The organism is Spirobacillus cienkowskii (assembly GCF_037081835.1).
Classification (GTDB): Bacteria; Bdellovibrionota_B; Oligoflexia; order Silvanigrellales; family Silvanigrellaceae; genus Silvanigrella; species Silvanigrella cienkowskii.
Genome location: NZ_CP146516.1, coordinates 2488170 through 2503626, shown reverse-complemented (window position 1 = coordinate 2503626; position 15457 = coordinate 2488170). Strand labels below are relative to the sequence as shown.

Annotated in this window: 15 protein-coding genes; 11 read left to right on the top strand and 4 right to left on the bottom strand. The window is 29.5% G+C overall.

Annotated features, from left to right (window positions below):
• Positions 1-16: 16 nt before the first annotated feature.
• The 9 genes from Spiro2_RS11260 to Spiro2_RS11220 all read left to right on the top strand — a co-directional run bounded on the left by Spiro2_RS11260 (position 17) and on the right by Spiro2_RS11220 (position 8288).
• Entirely contained in the window at positions 17-811 is a 795-nt protein-coding gene (locus tag Spiro2_RS11260; RefSeq protein ID WP_422398042.1) for a succinate dehydrogenase/fumarate reductase iron-sulfur subunit, read from the top strand.
• Between the two features lie 150 nt (positions 812-961).
• Positions 962-2365, top strand: a complete 1404-nt coding sequence (locus Spiro2_RS11255) for a S41 family peptidase (protein ID WP_338635923.1) — start codon at positions 962-964, stop codon at positions 2363-2365.
• Positions 2366-2548: 183 nt separating this feature from the next.
• Complete coding sequence (locus Spiro2_RS11250) at positions 2549-3670, top strand: leucine-rich repeat domain-containing protein (RefSeq protein ID WP_338635921.1); 1122 nt, start codon at positions 2549-2551, stop codon at positions 3668-3670.
• Between the two features lie 51 nt (positions 3671-3721).
• Entirely contained in the window at positions 3722-4825 is a 1104-nt protein-coding gene (locus tag Spiro2_RS11245) for an FAD-dependent oxidoreductase (protein WP_338635920.1), read from the top strand.
• Positions 4826-4860: 35 nt separating this feature from the next.
• Positions 4861-5574 (top strand): hypothetical protein, encoded by a 714-nt coding sequence (locus Spiro2_RS11240; RefSeq protein ID WP_338635919.1) that lies wholly within the window; start codon positions 4861-4863, stop codon positions 5572-5574.
• Between the two features lie 135 nt (positions 5575-5709).
• Positions 5710-6870, top strand: coding sequence for an MFS transporter (locus Spiro2_RS11235; protein WP_338635918.1), 1161 nt, complete (start codon positions 5710-5712; stop codon positions 6868-6870).
• 26 nt (positions 6871-6896) lie between these two features.
• Positions 6897-7355: an NUDIX domain-containing protein gene (locus Spiro2_RS11230; protein WP_338635917.1), complete on the top strand. Its 459-nt coding sequence runs from the start codon at positions 6897-6899 to the stop codon at positions 7353-7355.
• Between the two features lie 31 nt (positions 7356-7386).
• Positions 7387-7731, top strand: coding sequence for a hypothetical protein (locus Spiro2_RS11225; protein WP_338635916.1), 345 nt, complete (start codon positions 7387-7389; stop codon positions 7729-7731).
• 11 nt (positions 7732-7742) lie between these two features.
• Entirely contained in the window at positions 7743-8288 is a 546-nt protein-coding gene (locus Spiro2_RS11220; RefSeq protein ID WP_338635915.1) for a hypothetical protein, read from the top strand.
• On the opposite strand, the gene Spiro2_RS11215 is transcribed toward Spiro2_RS11220, so the two are convergent.
• From Spiro2_RS11215 to udk, 4 genes are all read right to left on the bottom strand, one after another.
• Complete coding sequence (locus Spiro2_RS11215) at positions 8263-9855, bottom strand: ATP-binding protein (RefSeq protein WP_338635914.1); 1593 nt, start codon at positions 9853-9855, stop codon at positions 8263-8265. The two genes, Spiro2_RS11220 and Spiro2_RS11215, sit on opposite strands and share 26 nt — an antisense overlap.
• A gap of 303 nt (positions 9856-10158) precedes the next feature.
• Positions 10159-11826 (bottom strand): ABC transporter substrate-binding protein, encoded by a 1668-nt coding sequence (locus tag Spiro2_RS11210; protein ID WP_338635913.1) that lies wholly within the window; start codon positions 11824-11826, stop codon positions 10159-10161.
• A 202-nt stretch (positions 11827-12028) separates the two neighbouring features.
• Complete coding sequence (locus Spiro2_RS11205) at positions 12029-12265, bottom strand: hypothetical protein (protein WP_338635912.1); 237 nt, start codon at positions 12263-12265, stop codon at positions 12029-12031.
• A 241-nt stretch (positions 12266-12506) separates the two neighbouring features.
• Entirely contained in the window at positions 12507-13217 is a 711-nt protein-coding gene (udk, locus tag Spiro2_RS11200; protein WP_338635911.1) for a uridine kinase, read from the bottom strand.
• 165 nt (positions 13218-13382) lie between these two features.
• Here udk and Spiro2_RS11195 point away from each other — a divergent pair, with 165 nt between their 5' ends.
• Both Spiro2_RS11195 and Spiro2_RS11190 read left to right on the top strand, forming a co-directional pair.
• Positions 13383-13874, top strand: a complete 492-nt coding sequence (locus tag Spiro2_RS11195; RefSeq protein ID WP_338635910.1) for a cobalamin B12-binding domain-containing protein — start codon at positions 13383-13385, stop codon at positions 13872-13874.
• Between the two features lie 4 nt (positions 13875-13878).
• On the top strand, positions 13879-15435 hold the full coding sequence (locus tag Spiro2_RS11190; protein ID WP_338635909.1) for an acyl-CoA carboxylase subunit beta: 1557 nt from the start codon (positions 13879-13881) through the stop codon (positions 15433-15435).
• Positions 15436-15457: the final 22 nt, after the last annotated feature.

Genomic DNA, 15457 nt, shown 5'->3' with positions numbered 1-15457 from the left:
AGCGCACAGCAAAACTATGACTTTACATCTCAAGGTATGGCGACAAAAAAGTCCTCATGAGACTGGAAAGTTGGTTGATTACGACCTTGAAAACGTAAATCCTGATATGTCATTTTTAGAGATGTTAGATATTTTAAACCAAAAATTAATTTTAAAAGGTGAAGAGCCTGTAGCTTTTGAGCATGACTGTAGAGAAGGAATTTGCGGTTCTTGTTCTATGGTTATTGATGGCAACCCTCATGGTTCACAAAAATCAACAACAGCATGTCAGTTGCATATGCGCCATTATCATGATGGACAAACAATTGTGATTGAGCCTTTTAGGGCAAAAGCATTTCCTGTTATTAAAGATCTTGTTGTTGATAGGAGCTCTTTTGACAGAATTATTCAGGCTGGTGGTTTTATATCTGTCAATACTGGTAGCGCACCTGATGGCAACGCAATTCCGGTTGCCAAAGAAAATGCAGATCTCGCATTTGATGCAGCAACGTGTATTGGTTGTGGCGCATGTGTAGCGGCTTGTCGTAACGGGGCGGCAATGCTTTTTGTTTCTGCAAAAGTTTCGCAGTTGTCATTATTGCCTCAGGGTCAGGCAGAACGTTCAGAGCGTGTTGCAAAAATGGTATATCAAATGGACTCTGAAGATTTTGGTGGTTGTACAAATATGGGAAGTTGTGCAGGAGCTTGTCCTAAAGATATTTCTCTTGAAAATATTGCACGCTTAAATAGAGAATTTATGAAATCTATGATTTCTGGGCGCAAAAGCTATCCTAATAGAAAAGGTGGCGCAACAGAAGGTTCACCCGCCTAATTGTCTTAATTGTAGTAACTTTTAATACCAAAAATTTTCATATTAAAAAAGTCAAAAATTAGTTGTTAAAAAGATGCTCATTTATCTTATAGTTTAAGTATATTAAAATTATTAAAGTAAATTTTTATAATATTTAATTTGGATACAACAATGCTAAATGTTAAAATATTTATTGTATTTTTTTTATTTTGTAAACCGGTTTTTTTGTATGCAAAGAATTATTCAAGTAACGTAACGCCTCCAGATTTATCAAATGCAAAATCTGCCAAACAAAAAAATGATGCAGAAAGTAAAAAATATCAAGCATTAGAATCTTTTTCTAAAGTTTTAAACTTATTAGAAGCAAATTATGTAGATCCAAATATTGTTAATTCTGATACGTTAATTGAAAAAGCATTAAAAGGCATGACCGCTGATTTAGATCCGCATACAATGTATTTAACGCAAAAACAATTTTTAGACTTTTCTACAGATACAAGTGGAAAATTTGGAGGTATTGGAGTTGTTATTAATCCCGCAGGAGGAAAGCTAGAAATTGTTGAGGTTATGGAAAATTCTCCTGCACAAAGAATTGGAATTAAATCTGGAGATATTCTTTATTCTGTTGAAAATATAATTGTAAACTCAAAAACTATTGAAGAAGTTTTAGGAAAAATGCGAGGACCTGTGGGGTCAGAAATTGAACTGGTATATTTTACTCCTGATAAAAATAATAAAACTGCGCAAATGAAAAAAGTATCTGTTGTTAGAGAAATTATTAAAAGTAGTAGTGCATCAATCATTCCAATTTCAAAAGGCTATGCTTATACAAAGTTAACAATTTTTCAAGAAGATGCGGCAGAACAGTTAGGTAAATTTATTAAAAATTTTGAGATTAAAAACAATGGAAATATTAAAGGATTAATTCTTGATTTAAGAAATAATCCTGGTGGTTTACTAGATCAAGCCGTAAAGGTAACAAATTTATTTATTGATTCTGGAATTATTGTTTCTACAATTGGTAGAGATATAAACAAACCAGAAGATGTTGAATATGCAATAAAAAGAAATACATTATCTAATTTTCCAATGATTGTTTTGGTAAACGAAGGAACCGCAAGTGCCAGCGAAATTGTTGCAGGAGCTCTCCAAGATAGGGAAAGAGCAATTATCATGGGAACACAGACTTTTGGTAAGGGCAGTGTTCAGAACATTATTCCTTTACCAAATGGAGGTGCGCTAAAGATGACCATTGCCAGGTACTATACCCCTAAAGGAAGGAGTATCCAGGCAAAGGGGATAACGCCTGATATCCCATTGATTTCTCAAAATGTCCTAGGAAAAGTGTCGCAACTTCAGGATGGTCCTAATAGTAAACATCCACGAAGAGAGGTTGATCTCGATAGGCATATTGAAGCAAAAGATCAAGAAACGGTTGCTTTACAGAACCAGCATAATGAGCTGGAGGCCGAAACAAGTACTTGGCCAGCTTCAATTAAAGACGATTATCAAGTAAAAAGCGCTTACATGTACCTTAAAAGCCTTGGAAAATACTCAATAAATCAGCAAAAATAATAATAATTAATAATTAATTATAAAAATATATAATTAATTATTAATTATTCATTAAATTAAACAAAAAATAGAATTATTTTTTACTAAATAAATTAAATTGTTTTAAAAAATATTTATTGATGATATATCCGGATTTACCTTAATTTATTGATATTAATTATGGTAAAATTTGAAGAGGTTTGTATGAGTTTTTTATGTAACAATTTTAAATTAAAAGATTTTTTTGGGGCTTTTGTTTGTTTATTTGCTATCCTGTCTTGTAGTAATCAAGAAGATTTACAAATTAATATAGACTCCATGTCTTTTAAGCCAATTTTTCCCAATGGGGATTCAACTTATTTTTCTCCTGTTGTGTATATAATTGGAGAAAATGGTACATATATTAATTCAGTGAAGACCCCTGTTGTGTTTGATGAAAGCACTTCTGGGCTTCAAAAATTTACAGTCATTCCTTTTAAATTAAGTCCAGAAATTTCTGATTTTGATAAATTAGTAATTGTTCCTGATAAGAATGAAAAAAATAGTTTTTGTAAAAATTTAGAGTTTACTATCTCAAATAATAATATTATTTTTCCAAATTCTTTTGGTCAACTAAAAACAGCGACATCATGTACTTTTCATGTTTCTTTAAATACTGATCAAGGTAGTATTTCAAATAATAGTTTTACTTTAATATTTAATTATTCATTTTCTAGATGGAAAAGTGACACTGATTCTAGTAGTGAGGCCAAAAAAACTGCGCAATTAATAACCGAAAATAATCAAAATATTAGTCGACTTTATTTGATTGATTCACAAATTAAAGATATTTCGCCAATTACTGACTTTACTTATCTTAGTGCATTGGTATTGGATAGTAATTTAATTGAAACTATTCCTGATTCAATTGAAAATTTAAGTAATCTTAATGAATTGTTACTGAATGATAACAAAATAAGTCAACTTCCTGAGTCGATTGGTACACTTAAAAATTTAATCATGATTGGTTTAGACAAAAATAGTTTAACAGATTTGCCTTCTAGTTTTCAAGAATTAGTAAATTTAAAAAGTCTTTCAATTGCTAATAATTATTTAAATAAAGTTCCAAGTCAAATAAAATCTTTAAGAAATCTTCACACTTTAAATTTAAACAATAACAAAATTGAAGAAATACCTGAATTTTTAACCTCATTAACAGAACTACAAATAATTGATTTTTCTAATAATAATATTAAAGTAATACCTAAAAATATTTATGATTGGTTGCTTTCAAAAAAAGCAGTGCTTGAAAATAATCCAGGATTTAAAAACAATTTTGGAAATTAATAATCAAATAAAGATAATTAATAACTTATAGCAGAGGATGGCTAAGTTTTTATGTCAAGTATTACAGTTGTTGGTTCTGGGATAATAGGATTATCAGTGGCAGAATTTTTATCTAAAAATAATTCTTTTAAAAATATTCAAATCATATCTGAAGATCATCAATATTCGGGCTCAAAAGCTGCTGCTGCAAACCTTGCAACTAAAGGTCAGCTATACGGTAGAGATAAGCATTTTCAATATAAAATTAATAGCAAAAAAATTTATTCAAATTGGATAGAATCTTTAATTAAAGAAATAAATCTAAAAATACAGTTAGAAGATGTATATAAATGTGGATATGGGATAGATTATTTTACAACGGTTGAAAACCGCGACAAACATTTTAATAGAGTAATGCAAAATACAGAAGAACTTATTAAAAGAAATATTACTGAATTATCAATAATCAAGTTAGGTGAAAATAAAATCCAATATAAAGACGAATCTTGGGTAAATGCCAAATTATTATTAAATATTTTAAATAAAGTGTTAATTTTACGAGGAGTTAATTTTATTAAAGATAAGTTTGATTATTCAACTATTAATAAAATACTTACTCATGGTACAAAAAATACTATAATTTTTTGTACTGGAGCTTGGACAAAATCTCTTTTAACAAACTTAGGATTTCAATTACCAAAAAAAATGCAGCAGAAAGAAAGATTAACTTTTGGCACTACCTTTTTTGGACAAAATATTTTTGAAAATTTTAATAACGATTTTGTTCTTCAAGAGATTGTTTCAGAAAATTTAAAGAATAAAGTTACTTTTAGTGGAAATTCTAATTGTCATTATTTATCTTCTTCAAGTATAAAAATTAATGATATTAATTTTGTTGATGAAGAATTTTTAAAAAATAAAAATGAAGAAATTTTAAATTTATCAAAAGTATCAATCTCAAATTCTCCTGTGTTAAAGAATGATTCAATAATAAATAAAATGCAAGGTTATAGAGTAGGGTATGGTCATGAAGAATTGGTGGTGGAAAAAATTTATTCAAATGATCAAAATTTAAATATTTTTGTTTGTGCAGGGGCGCACAAAAGTGGTTACCTTTTTGCTCCAGTAGTGGGTTCAATACTGCAAAATTTACAGTTAGACTTAGTTAAATTTTAATTATAATAAAGTAATAATTAATAGGTGCAAACTTTATGTATTACTCTAATTGTTTAAAATCTGTATATTTTGGTATTTTTATAGTGCCGCATTTTTTTATTTTTGCTCAAGAGTCGAATCCTGAAATTCAAGTACAAACTCAGCCCTTACAAGGAAACGGACTGCAAAGATTAGGAAATGCTCCAATACCATTGCCGGCAAAAAATGTAGAGCTCATGGTTTCACCGAATATCAATATTCAAAGACCTGTTGGCTCTAGTGTCACTCCTATTCCCGCAACACCTAAAAAATTTCCGTATGATTCTACAATTATGGCAGGGCGTATTATTTATTTAAATGGGGTCAATATCACTTCGGTAAGAAACCAAGAATTAGAAAATGTCAATATTCATATAGATAACAATGGTAATATTTATATTGAAGCTCCTCAGTATGAAGTAGGTACGGAGCAAAGCTTCCACCCTTTAATGCCAAGTGAATTGCCTAAATTTCCTAAAGCGCAAATTAAAGACTCGCCTATTCCTAGTGGTGTTTATTCAAAAGAAACTGGTAAACTTATTAACCAACCGACAGACAATGCTCAGCCTATTTTTTCTAAAGAATTTAGTCCTTCTGCTTCTGCTCAGGATCAGACAATAAGATCACCAGCTGCCAAAGTACAACCTAACGGAACTCAGGATAATTTGTCTTCTGCTCCAAATTCGCAAAAGATATTACCAGAAAATAGCCAAAATAATTTTAAAAATTAATTATAATAAAATTTTTTTTAAAAATTTATATTAAATTGACTTAAAATAAATTTTAAAATAGCGTTATCTTCGATTTAATAAATGATAAACATTATTATCATTAGTGTTTGTTAAATTAAAGAAATGAGTTAAGTTTTGAAAAATATAAAAAAAATTAATAATAACTATAAAAGTATTATTTTGGCTTTGCTTTGCGTTGCAATAACAGGAATTGGTTTTGGATTATCTTTACCTTTATTAGCGTTTATAATGCAAAAATTAGGATACTCTTCGTATATTATTGGATTAAATACCGCTATGCCGGCATTAGCAGCCATGCTTATGGCACCGTTATTTGTAAAATCAATGGAACGATTTGGTATTAAATTTTTAATTCTTTGCTCTGCAATTGTTGCAATTGGTTCTTTTTGGGGATTTTATTTTTTTCAGAGTCTTATTATATGGTTTATATTAAGATTTATTTTTGGTGCTTGCTTAGATAGTATATTTGTAGCAAGTGAAACCTGGATTGCAGAGCTTGCAAGTAATAAAAATCGTGGAAAAATCATGGGTGTTTTTTCTTCATTTTTAAGTATTGGTTATTTTATTGGATCTGGTATACTTACAGTCACTGGCACTCAAGGAATTTATCCATTTGTTATATTTACTATAGTTCTATTGTTTGTATTTTTTCCTCTGTTATTAGCCAAAGAAAAAATTCCTAATGTTAAAAAAGAAGAAGAGACTCCTTTTTTACCAATCATTCTTACTTCTCCTGTTGCAATGGGAGCAGCATTTGTATACGGCTATTTAGAAACAAGTGCATTTAATCTTTTGCCAATATTTGCAGTAAATAACGGTTTAACAGAAAAAATTTCAGTTTCTTTATTAATTTTTGTAGGATTAGGTCAAGCTTGTTTACAATATTTTATTGGTGCTATTTCGGATAAATTTGGAGAACAAAGAGCATTAATTTTATGTTTAATTGTAGGTGTTTTTGGTGCTATAGGTATTAAATTATTAATTCAAGATTCGTATTTTTTGTACGGAATTTTATTTTTTTGGGGGGCTTGTATTTCTGGCTTTTATACACTTGCTTTAATAATAGCTGGAAAACAATTTAGAGGTAAAAGTCTTGCTGGCGCAAATTCTGCTGTTGTTGCAATGTTTGGCTTTGGATCTTTAGTTGGCCCACCTGTGGTTGGAGTTGGGATGCATTTTTTCGGTGCAAAGGGTTTTTTCTTGGCAATTGTTGTTCCTTTAATTGCTTATGCTTTGTTGTTATTTAGATATAAAAATATTAAAATTAATTCTTAACAGGATTGAAATGAGAATTTTTTGAAATGAAGAATTTATTTTTTTTTGTTTTTAATTATATTAAAAAGATATATCAATTATTTTTTAATATTAGAACGTTTGGTGTACGTGCAATAATTGTTAATAATGATCAGGTATTATTAATTAAACACACATATTATCCTGGATGGCATTTTCCTGGAGGAGCTGTTGATAAAGGAGAATCCCCAAGGCAGGCTATTATTAGAGAGGTTTTTGAAGAAGTTGGTGTGTTAGTTAAAGAACAACCTATTGTATTTGATAATTATTTTCATCAAATTCATCGTGTCGATGACATTGTTATTTTGTATGTAATTAAAAATTATGAACTTGTTTTAAGTAAATGCTCCGAAGTTAAAGATTTGAAGTGGTTTAATATTAATGATTTACCAAATGATATTTCTCATGCTACAAAAAGAAGAATTGATGAATATTATTTTCATCATACAAAAAGTGATTTTTGGTAAATTACAAAAGAGTATTTTTTTAGGGATTTATATGAAAATTTCAATAATTTTATCTTTAATATGTTTGTTTACTTATGGTTGTGGATCGGTTCGTAATTTTGAAAAAGGCGAAAATTTATTAGCATGGGTAGGATTGCCCATATCTGAAGTTTTGCGACATCCCAAATTTGGTATACCAGATATTGAAAAATCTGTTGGAAATGAAAGAATAATTACTTATAATCAAAATTTTGCTTTTGAAAATAATAATACACTCAGTATTTTTTGTAGTAGATCGTTTGTTTACGGAGTCGATTTAAAAATTAACAAAGTTATATTAGAAGGTTCTTGTCAAAATAATGATAGTTACCTCCCTAATAGTTCTAAAATAAAATAAAGTGATTTAAAATGGAAGTTTTTGTTGCAAATAATATTGCCCATAAAATGAATAAAATGCTTTTAATTTTATCAACTGACAGTGATTGTCAAGTCAAAATTAAACATTTAAAAGAAGACAGTCAGCATTTAGAATATTTTCTTTCATTTCCTGTTGAAATTAGAGATAAAATGGCAAATATATTAGGGATAAGTTTAAAAACATTACATCGCATCTATGAAAATCCTATTAAAATTTTAGATGACTATAATGTTGTTAATCGGTTGGGATGTTTTTTTAATATGACTTATCCAGAAATAATTTTCCTCTTTTTTAATTTACATCAACAAGATTTAAATTTAGATAATTCTGCTTCAGCATTTTTGAAAGAAATTAATTTAATTGATAAAGAATTATCTGTTGAATCTAGAAGAGAGCTGGTTAGATTGCTGGTATTAATAAGAAAAATGAAAATACCAATTCATGGATTTTCATTTGTTGCTAGACAAATGATTTATAAAAAATGTTTTACAGATGAGAATTTTAATAGAACTAAAAATTTAATTGATAATTTTTAGTAGATTTACTTTGTTTAATCATAGTTTTTATCTCTTGATACTCTAGTGGTCTTTTTTGAAAGAAAAGGTCTATTTTTTCAAGCATCCAGTTTGGTATTTCTTTTTTAATTTTTTCATTAAATCCTGTGCATAAAATAAAATAACCATTAAAATTTTCTTCCTCATTTTCTATTCCTCCAATTAAATTAGAATTAATAAAATTAATACCGTTACCAAAATCAAAGTCACTAATTATTGCTTTAATACTAGAAAGGATAGTTCTTTCATGAATTTTTTCTTCGTCCAAGTAGAAAAAAAATTCATCTGGATTTCTAAAAAATAAAATATTTGCATCGTGCATTTTTGTTTTCCAGCCATTCCAAATAAGTTCATTATCCTCAATTATAACTACTAGTGGTTTATTGTTATCTAAAGAAATAGGAGTTTCAATAATACAGTCTTTTTCAGAATTTATAAAAGTGAATTCTTGTGAAATTTTAAAAACTTCATCTGCTGTTTTAACTGCAAATGAAAAACATGTTTTATCTTTTTTATTTAATTTTAGGTTACTTCCTGTTTTTTTTAAAATTTGTTTTAAATTTTTTAAACCAATTCCATGTCCATCTCGTTTGTTTGAAAATCCAGAAAAAATCTTATTTCTAATTATTTTTGGGATGATATGACCATTATTTGAAATTTCTATAATCACAATATTTTTTAATTTTTGGTATAAATTTTGTGATATTTTCACATGAATTTGTGTGGCATGGATAGATTCATGTACTGCATTTTTAAGTATAGTATTAAAAGCTATGTAAAGGGTACTTCTATCAAATTTTAATTTATAATTTATATTTATAAAGCCTGTTAACACAATCTTGGTGTTGCCAATGTTTTTCCAAACTTCTTCAAGTACTTCAATTGGGTTGATGTTTTCAATTCTTACCTTTCTTAAAATTATTTGTGCAACGTTATTATGATGAATTGCTGCATTAATCGAAGATTTTAGGTCTAATGGGTATTTTAAAACGTTTTCTTGATTTATTAGCTCATGTTCTATCATATTTTTGATATTTTCTAGAGTTTTTGATTCAATATTTTTTGCAGTATTTTTTTCAATTTTTAACTTTAAAAATGAAATTGGAGGTAATACAATAAATGTCGTAAATATAAATATTAAGATAATAATTATTGTAAAAACTTGAAAAAAAGTTGTATGATTATTAAATATTTTAAAGTCAAGAGCCTTTTTATAGAAAATTAGTGTATAGGTTTTTTTTTGAAAAACTTGATCATTTATGATTTTATAAGAATATATAGGAAAAGAAACGCCAACAATCAACCAGTCGTTAAAAATAAAAACTGAGCTAAAATTTTTTAAAAAATTTTTTAAAAATACGGTTTTTTTTATTTCTGAAATTGATGATGCATTGGTTTGCCAAATTGGATATTGTGTAAGTGTGCAATCGTCACATTCCCAAATTTCTGCAGCAAAAAAATTATTTTTTTCAGCACTTTCATAAAGATTAATTGAAGAAGACACTTCGATTAATCTTCTATAGGCATCTAGAGAATTATTATTCTGCATTAGGTATTCTGTATAACCGTAAGTTGATAAATAATAATCTTTTAATTGAAGAGTTATAATAATAATATCAATAATTAAAACTGTAATAGATATTAAAACTGATAATATTATCCAGTATACTAAATGAATTTTTCTTATAAATAAATTGTTTTTTATTTTTTATTTCCTTTTAGGTTGCTTTTCATCATCAAGTTTATGGGCTATTTTAGCAAAACATCCTCAAATTTATAAGTATTAGAGGATGTTTAAGTAATAAGTTTATATGTTTAAAATAGTTGGGAAGATTTGGAATCATTCCATTTTTTATATATTTAATAAATGATCGCGCATTTGTATTTCCCATATTGCTAAGCGAATACCATTTGTTTGATTTCCTAAACTTAGTACTCGTCTAGAATCGTATGACAATACCATACGTTGAAACATAATAATTGTCATGATATTTTTTTCTGTAAAATATTGGCTAAGTTGTTTGGTGTATTCAGGGTTTTCTGAAGCATGCTTTAAAGATAAAGAAAACAGTTTTTCATAAACAGGATCAACAGGATGTTCGTGTTTAAAAAATGAACCTTCGCTAAAATGCCCAAAATTTCTATGTGGGTCTTCATGCGGATATCCAAATCCTGTAAAGAAGAAGACATTTTTGTCATTATCAGCAAATTTATCATAATTTATGTCGGTGTTTAAAAACTCTGTTTCTATACCAATTTCTTTTAATTGTTGCTGTATTTCTTTAATATATTCAAGAGAATTAATATCTGAGACATCTTCCCAATATGTTGGAACTTGAAATACTTTGTCTTTCCAGAGATCTTCAGGAACCAAGCTTAATAATTTTTTTGCCTCTTCGACATTTTGTGATTGAATTGGAATATCTGCACGGTATTTTTTTAGCCAAGATGTTTTTGTAAACATTTGATCTTCTGGAATCATTTCATTAAATAGTGCTTTTTCAGCAATTTTTTGGCGATCAAGGGCAAGTGAGATAGCTTTTCTAAAGTTGTCATTTTTGCCAAGTTCAGTTTGGTAGTTATAAAGTAATCCCGCATTTGAGTAAACACTCGGAAAAACAACTTTGTTATCGTATTCATTGACTCCTCTACCAGGACCTCCTAAAAGCATTTTAATATCGCCAACATTTTCTGAGCTAAATAATAAAGTGACAAATTTAGGAATTTTTTCTTTGTCATCAAATTTTTGTAGATAAAATTCTGACTTTTTAAAATCTGCATTAATAACCTGATATTTTCCAAATCCAATTGGATATTTTTTCCAAGTGAGATAATCGTTTTCTAAACCTTCAATTGGCACTATCGGAACCTTGCCATCAGAAATTCGAGCAAAGAAAAAGTGACTCGGTTCTTTTAGTTTAAAAACAATATTGTATTTGTCTTTAACCTGTATCCCTTCAACTGTTTGAGTCGGGTATGTGTTGCCATCAATGGTTTGCATTACAGGTTTTTTTTGTTTTGCTGTTTCTAGGCCTAAAATATTATTAAGTATTTTATGAGAATAGGTGGCATCCTCTTTTGCTAGAATTTGTCTTACTAATGAAAACTCAACGTCATAGGCATTCACTTCGCGTTTATTATGAAAATAAACGCCTTGTTTTATTTTTGCGACACATGTTATTTTTTCGCAGTAATATTCGCTAAAGAGCGTGGTTTGACTGGTAATCTTATGGTAGCTCATATCAAAAATTGGAGTTAGGCTGCCATGGACTGCGGCTGAAAATGTTTCACTAACATGGACCGGAGCATCTTCGTATTCCCAAGGGATATGAGGCACTTCTGCTAAATTTATGGTTAAAGTATCTTTATCTGTACTTATTAATAATTTTGGGGGTGCTGATTCATTTTTAGAATATAATTGTTTTATATTTTTAAAGTTTAACGAAAAAAATACAGCACCAATAATTAATAGTAATAGTAACAAAATTTTTTGAGTAGTTAAAAATTTTTTATTTTTCATATGAAATCTTTTTATTAAAAGTTAAGGTTTTGCCACTTTGTAGAAAATTTATAATGGCGACTACTAATTTAGTATTTATTATAAATTTTTTTATAAGTCATCATATTATTAATATTTTGTTTATAATTTGGTTATGGTATTATCTTATGATTAGGAAAAAAGTAAAATTATTAAAATTAAAAATATTTAACAAAATTTTAAATTAATGAATATGTTTATAGCAAGGTTTGTAGTCCACTCTAGCTCTTAACTCTTTGCGAATATGTTTAGATATTTTAATAGCGACTTGTTTATCATAAACACATTCTGGAGCCGTATTATCAATTATTGAAGAAGATTCATATTGAAAATAATCATAAAAATAATGAAGTTGAAAAGTGGTTAAGTTTTTTAAATAATATTTTGGATTTAAATATATTTTACGTAATAAGTATTCCACTTATTTCTCCTTCTCAAAAGCCACTTTTTAAATATAAAATTAGCAAATATTTGAATTAACAGTTAATAATTAAAATAATGATGTATAATATACTGATTATAGTTATATTTACACCATCATCATCACTCTTAAATGTTTGTTAAAATCATGACAAGAATAACATACTTAAAAATTAGGACAGAAGACAAAATTGTCGTGAAACGAAGTTATAAAAAAATAACAATAGTGATTTTTTAATATATTATAAAAATAATACTTCTTTTATTATTTTTAGTGAAAGATCTTCAATAACTTGTTCAAATGACTGCTCTCCAGATATAATTTGATCTGCTTTCGATTTTCCGGGTTCAACATAAACATTATGCATAGGACTTACCGTTGAATTGAATTGTGAATGGACAGATTCTGGAGTTCTGCCTCGTTCCCGAACATCTCTTTTAAGCCGTCTTTCAAATCGAACTTTTTCTGAAGTTTCTATAAAAACTTTATGATTAATTCTCTTTTCAATATCTGTATCTGCAAAAAGTAAAATTCCTTCAAGAATTACAATTGGTTTTGGGGTAGCAAATTGATTATTGTTGAGTCTACTATGCTTTGCAAAGTCGTAGAGAGGGATGGTGACGCTTTTGCCTAAGGCAAGGGCATCTAGGTGAGAAACAAGGAGAGGGAATTCAATGGTATCCGGATGATCAAAATTAATTTTTTCTCTTTGGTCAAACGAAAGATGGCTCAAATCTTTATAATAGTAGTCCTGGCTTATGTGAAGGACATGCTCTTGTCCCAGGTGTTTGACAAGTTGTTTGCAAAACGTCGTTTTTCCACTCCCAGAGCCGCCACAAACCCCTATAACATAAGGTTGCACAGGGCTTACATTAATTTGGTTTAAAATACCTTTTGCCTCTCGAATTTTGTATTCAAGTGAATGCAATTTATAAGAGTGCTTTTGCCACATATTTTAATATCCTTTGCAGGCAGTGCTCAATCAAAACAGCAAACACTTAGCTGTTATTGGGGCTCAATGCAAGTATCGTTTACAAAATGTTGCAAAATATTTAGCAGTAATTACACTTAATCTATGTAACAAGCTATCGATATCTTAAAACAGGGATTTTAATAAATGAAAACACGCTTCAGCTTTTTAGCAAGGTCCCTTCATTTTTTTTTATCTAGTGAAAACGACCACTCAGGAGGTCATGTCCTTGGTGGAGTTTCATTTTCTAAAATTCCGAGGGTCTTAATTGCAAAATGTGGACTCGATGGGCACGATCGTGGGGCAAAATATATTGCAAAAGCTTTGCGTGATGCTGGTATGGAAGTGATTTACACAGGGGTGCGGCAGTCAACAGATGATGTTGCGCAAACAGCAATTCAGGAAGATGTTGATATTGTTGGTTTATCTCTGCTTTCTGGCGCCCATAATACTCTTTTTCCTAAATTAATAGAAGCCTTAAAAAACCAAGGAGGAGGGGATATCCCCGTATTTGGTGGGGGTGTAATCCCTAAGTCAGATATTCCTTATTTAAAATCTATTGGTGTGAAGGCGATTTTTACCCCCGGGACAACAGTGGAAGACGTCATCAAGGAAATTAAGAAAATACTTGAAGGATAAATCTATGGCCATCACAACAGAAAAAGCATTAAAAATTTTAAACGCCGAAAAACTAAAATCCATCGAAGGAGGCGGTGCAAAAAAAATTGAAATTCAGCATGAAAAAGGAAAAATGACCGCCAGAGAAAGAATTGTTGAACTTTTAGATGCTGGAACATTTGTCGAACTTGATGCATTCGTCACTCATCAATGTAACCATTTTAATATGGAAAAGCAGAAGTTTTTAGGTGATGGTGTTGTTACAGGATTTGGTCAAATTGCAGGAAGACTTGTTTATTTATTTGCGCAAGATTTTACAATATTAGGTGGTTCTCTTGGAGAAATGCATGCTAAAAAAATATGTAAAATTATGGATTTAGCTATTCAAAATGGTGCTCCCATTATTGGTTTGAACGATAGTGGTGGTGCCAGAATTCAAGAAGGTGTGGCAAGTTTAGGTGGGTATGCCGATATTTTTTATAAAAATACGTTAGCAAGTGGTGTTGTGCCCCAAATTAGCGCTATTTTAGGGCCTTGTGCTGGTGGTGCTGTGTATTCGCCTGCAATCACAGATTTTACTGTTATGACGCAGAACACATCGCATATGTTTATTACAGGACCAGATGTGATTAAAACAGTGACGGGTGAGAATATTGACTTTGAGTCTCTTGGAGGCGCCGAAACTCATAATTCAAAAAGTGGTGTTGCTGACTTTATGTGTTCAGATGAATACGAAACCATTTTTTTTATAAAAAAAATACTCACCTACATTCCCCAAAATAATTTAGATTCCCCGCCATTTTATTTATCTCAAGACTCTCCTTTTCGGGCAGATGAAGAACTTAATTTTATGATACCCGATAATCCTAACCAACCTTATTCAATGAAAGACATTATTAAGAGAGTATGCGACATCGATTCTTTTTTAGAAATTCAGCCTTTTTTTGCAAAAAATATGATTATTGGATTTGCAAGACTAAATGGATTTTCAGTAGGAATTGTTGCAAATGATCCTATGAATTTAGCTGGAGTATTAGATATCAATGCAAGTATTAAAGCAGCGAGATTTGTTAGATTTTGTGACGCGTTTAATATTCCATTAATTGTGTTTACAGATGTGCCAGGTTTTTTGCCTGGCACAGATCAAGAGTGGCGAGGAATAATTAAACATGGAGCAAAACTTCTTTACGCATTTTGTGAAGCAACAGTTCCACGTTTTACAGTTATTACAAAAAAAGCATATGGTGGAGCATACGATGTGATGAACTCAAAACATATTGGTGCAGATTATAATATTGCTTGGCCATCAGCAGAAATTGCGGTGATGGGTCCAGAGGGGGCATGCAATATTATTTTTAAAAACGAGATTTTAAATTCTGCCAATTCTGAAGCTAAACGAAAAGAACTCATTCAAGATTATCGCGATACGTTTGCAAACCCATATGTGACTGCGCAAAAAGGTTTTATTGATGATGTTGTTGAGCCAAAAATGACCCGAAGCCTATTGATTCAAGCCTTGAATGCAAATAAAAATAAAAGGAAACAGCTACCAAAAAGAAAACATGGTAACATACCATTATAAATAATTATACAGGCTTTGTAAT

Excerpts from the sequence above, each read along its gene's own strand:
- Spiro2_RS11260 (WP_422398042.1), top strand. The coding sequence starts at position 17 with ATGACTTTACATCTCAAGGTATGGCGACAAAAAAGTCCTCATGAGACT.
- Spiro2_RS11255 (WP_338635923.1), top strand. The coding sequence starts at position 962 with ATGCTAAATGTTAAAATATTTATTGTATTTTTTTTATTTTGTAAACCG.
- Spiro2_RS11250 (WP_338635921.1), top strand. The coding sequence starts at position 2,549 with ATGAGTTTTTTATGTAACAATTTTAAATTAAAAGATTTTTTTGGGGCT.
- Spiro2_RS11245 (WP_338635920.1), top strand. The coding sequence starts at position 3,722 with ATGTCAAGTATTACAGTTGTTGGTTCTGGGATAATAGGATTATCAGTG.
- Spiro2_RS11240 (WP_338635919.1), top strand. The coding sequence starts at position 4,861 with ATGTATTACTCTAATTGTTTAAAATCTGTATATTTTGGTATTTTTATA.
- Spiro2_RS11230 (WP_338635917.1), top strand. The coding sequence starts at position 6,897 with ATGAAGAATTTATTTTTTTTTGTTTTTAATTATATTAAAAAGATATAT.
- Spiro2_RS11225 (WP_338635916.1), top strand. The coding sequence starts at position 7,387 with ATGAAAATTTCAATAATTTTATCTTTAATATGTTTGTTTACTTATGGT.
- Spiro2_RS11220 (WP_338635915.1), top strand. The coding sequence starts at position 7,743 with ATGGAAGTTTTTGTTGCAAATAATATTGCCCATAAAATGAATAAAATG.
- Spiro2_RS11215 (WP_338635914.1), bottom strand. The coding sequence starts at position 9,855 with ATGCAGAATAATAATTCTCTAGATGCCTATAGAAGATTAATCGAAGTG.
- Spiro2_RS11210 (WP_338635913.1), bottom strand. The coding sequence starts at position 11,826 with ATGAAAAATAAAAAATTTTTAACTACTCAAAAAATTTTGTTACTATTA.
- udk (WP_338635911.1), bottom strand. The coding sequence starts at position 13,217 with ATGTGGCAAAAGCACTCTTATAAATTGCATTCACTTGAATACAAAATT.
- Spiro2_RS11195 (WP_338635910.1), top strand. The coding sequence starts at position 13,383 with ATGAAAACACGCTTCAGCTTTTTAGCAAGGTCCCTTCATTTTTTTTTA.
- Spiro2_RS11190 (WP_338635909.1), top strand. The coding sequence starts at position 13,879 with ATGGCCATCACAACAGAAAAAGCATTAAAAATTTTAAACGCCGAAAAA.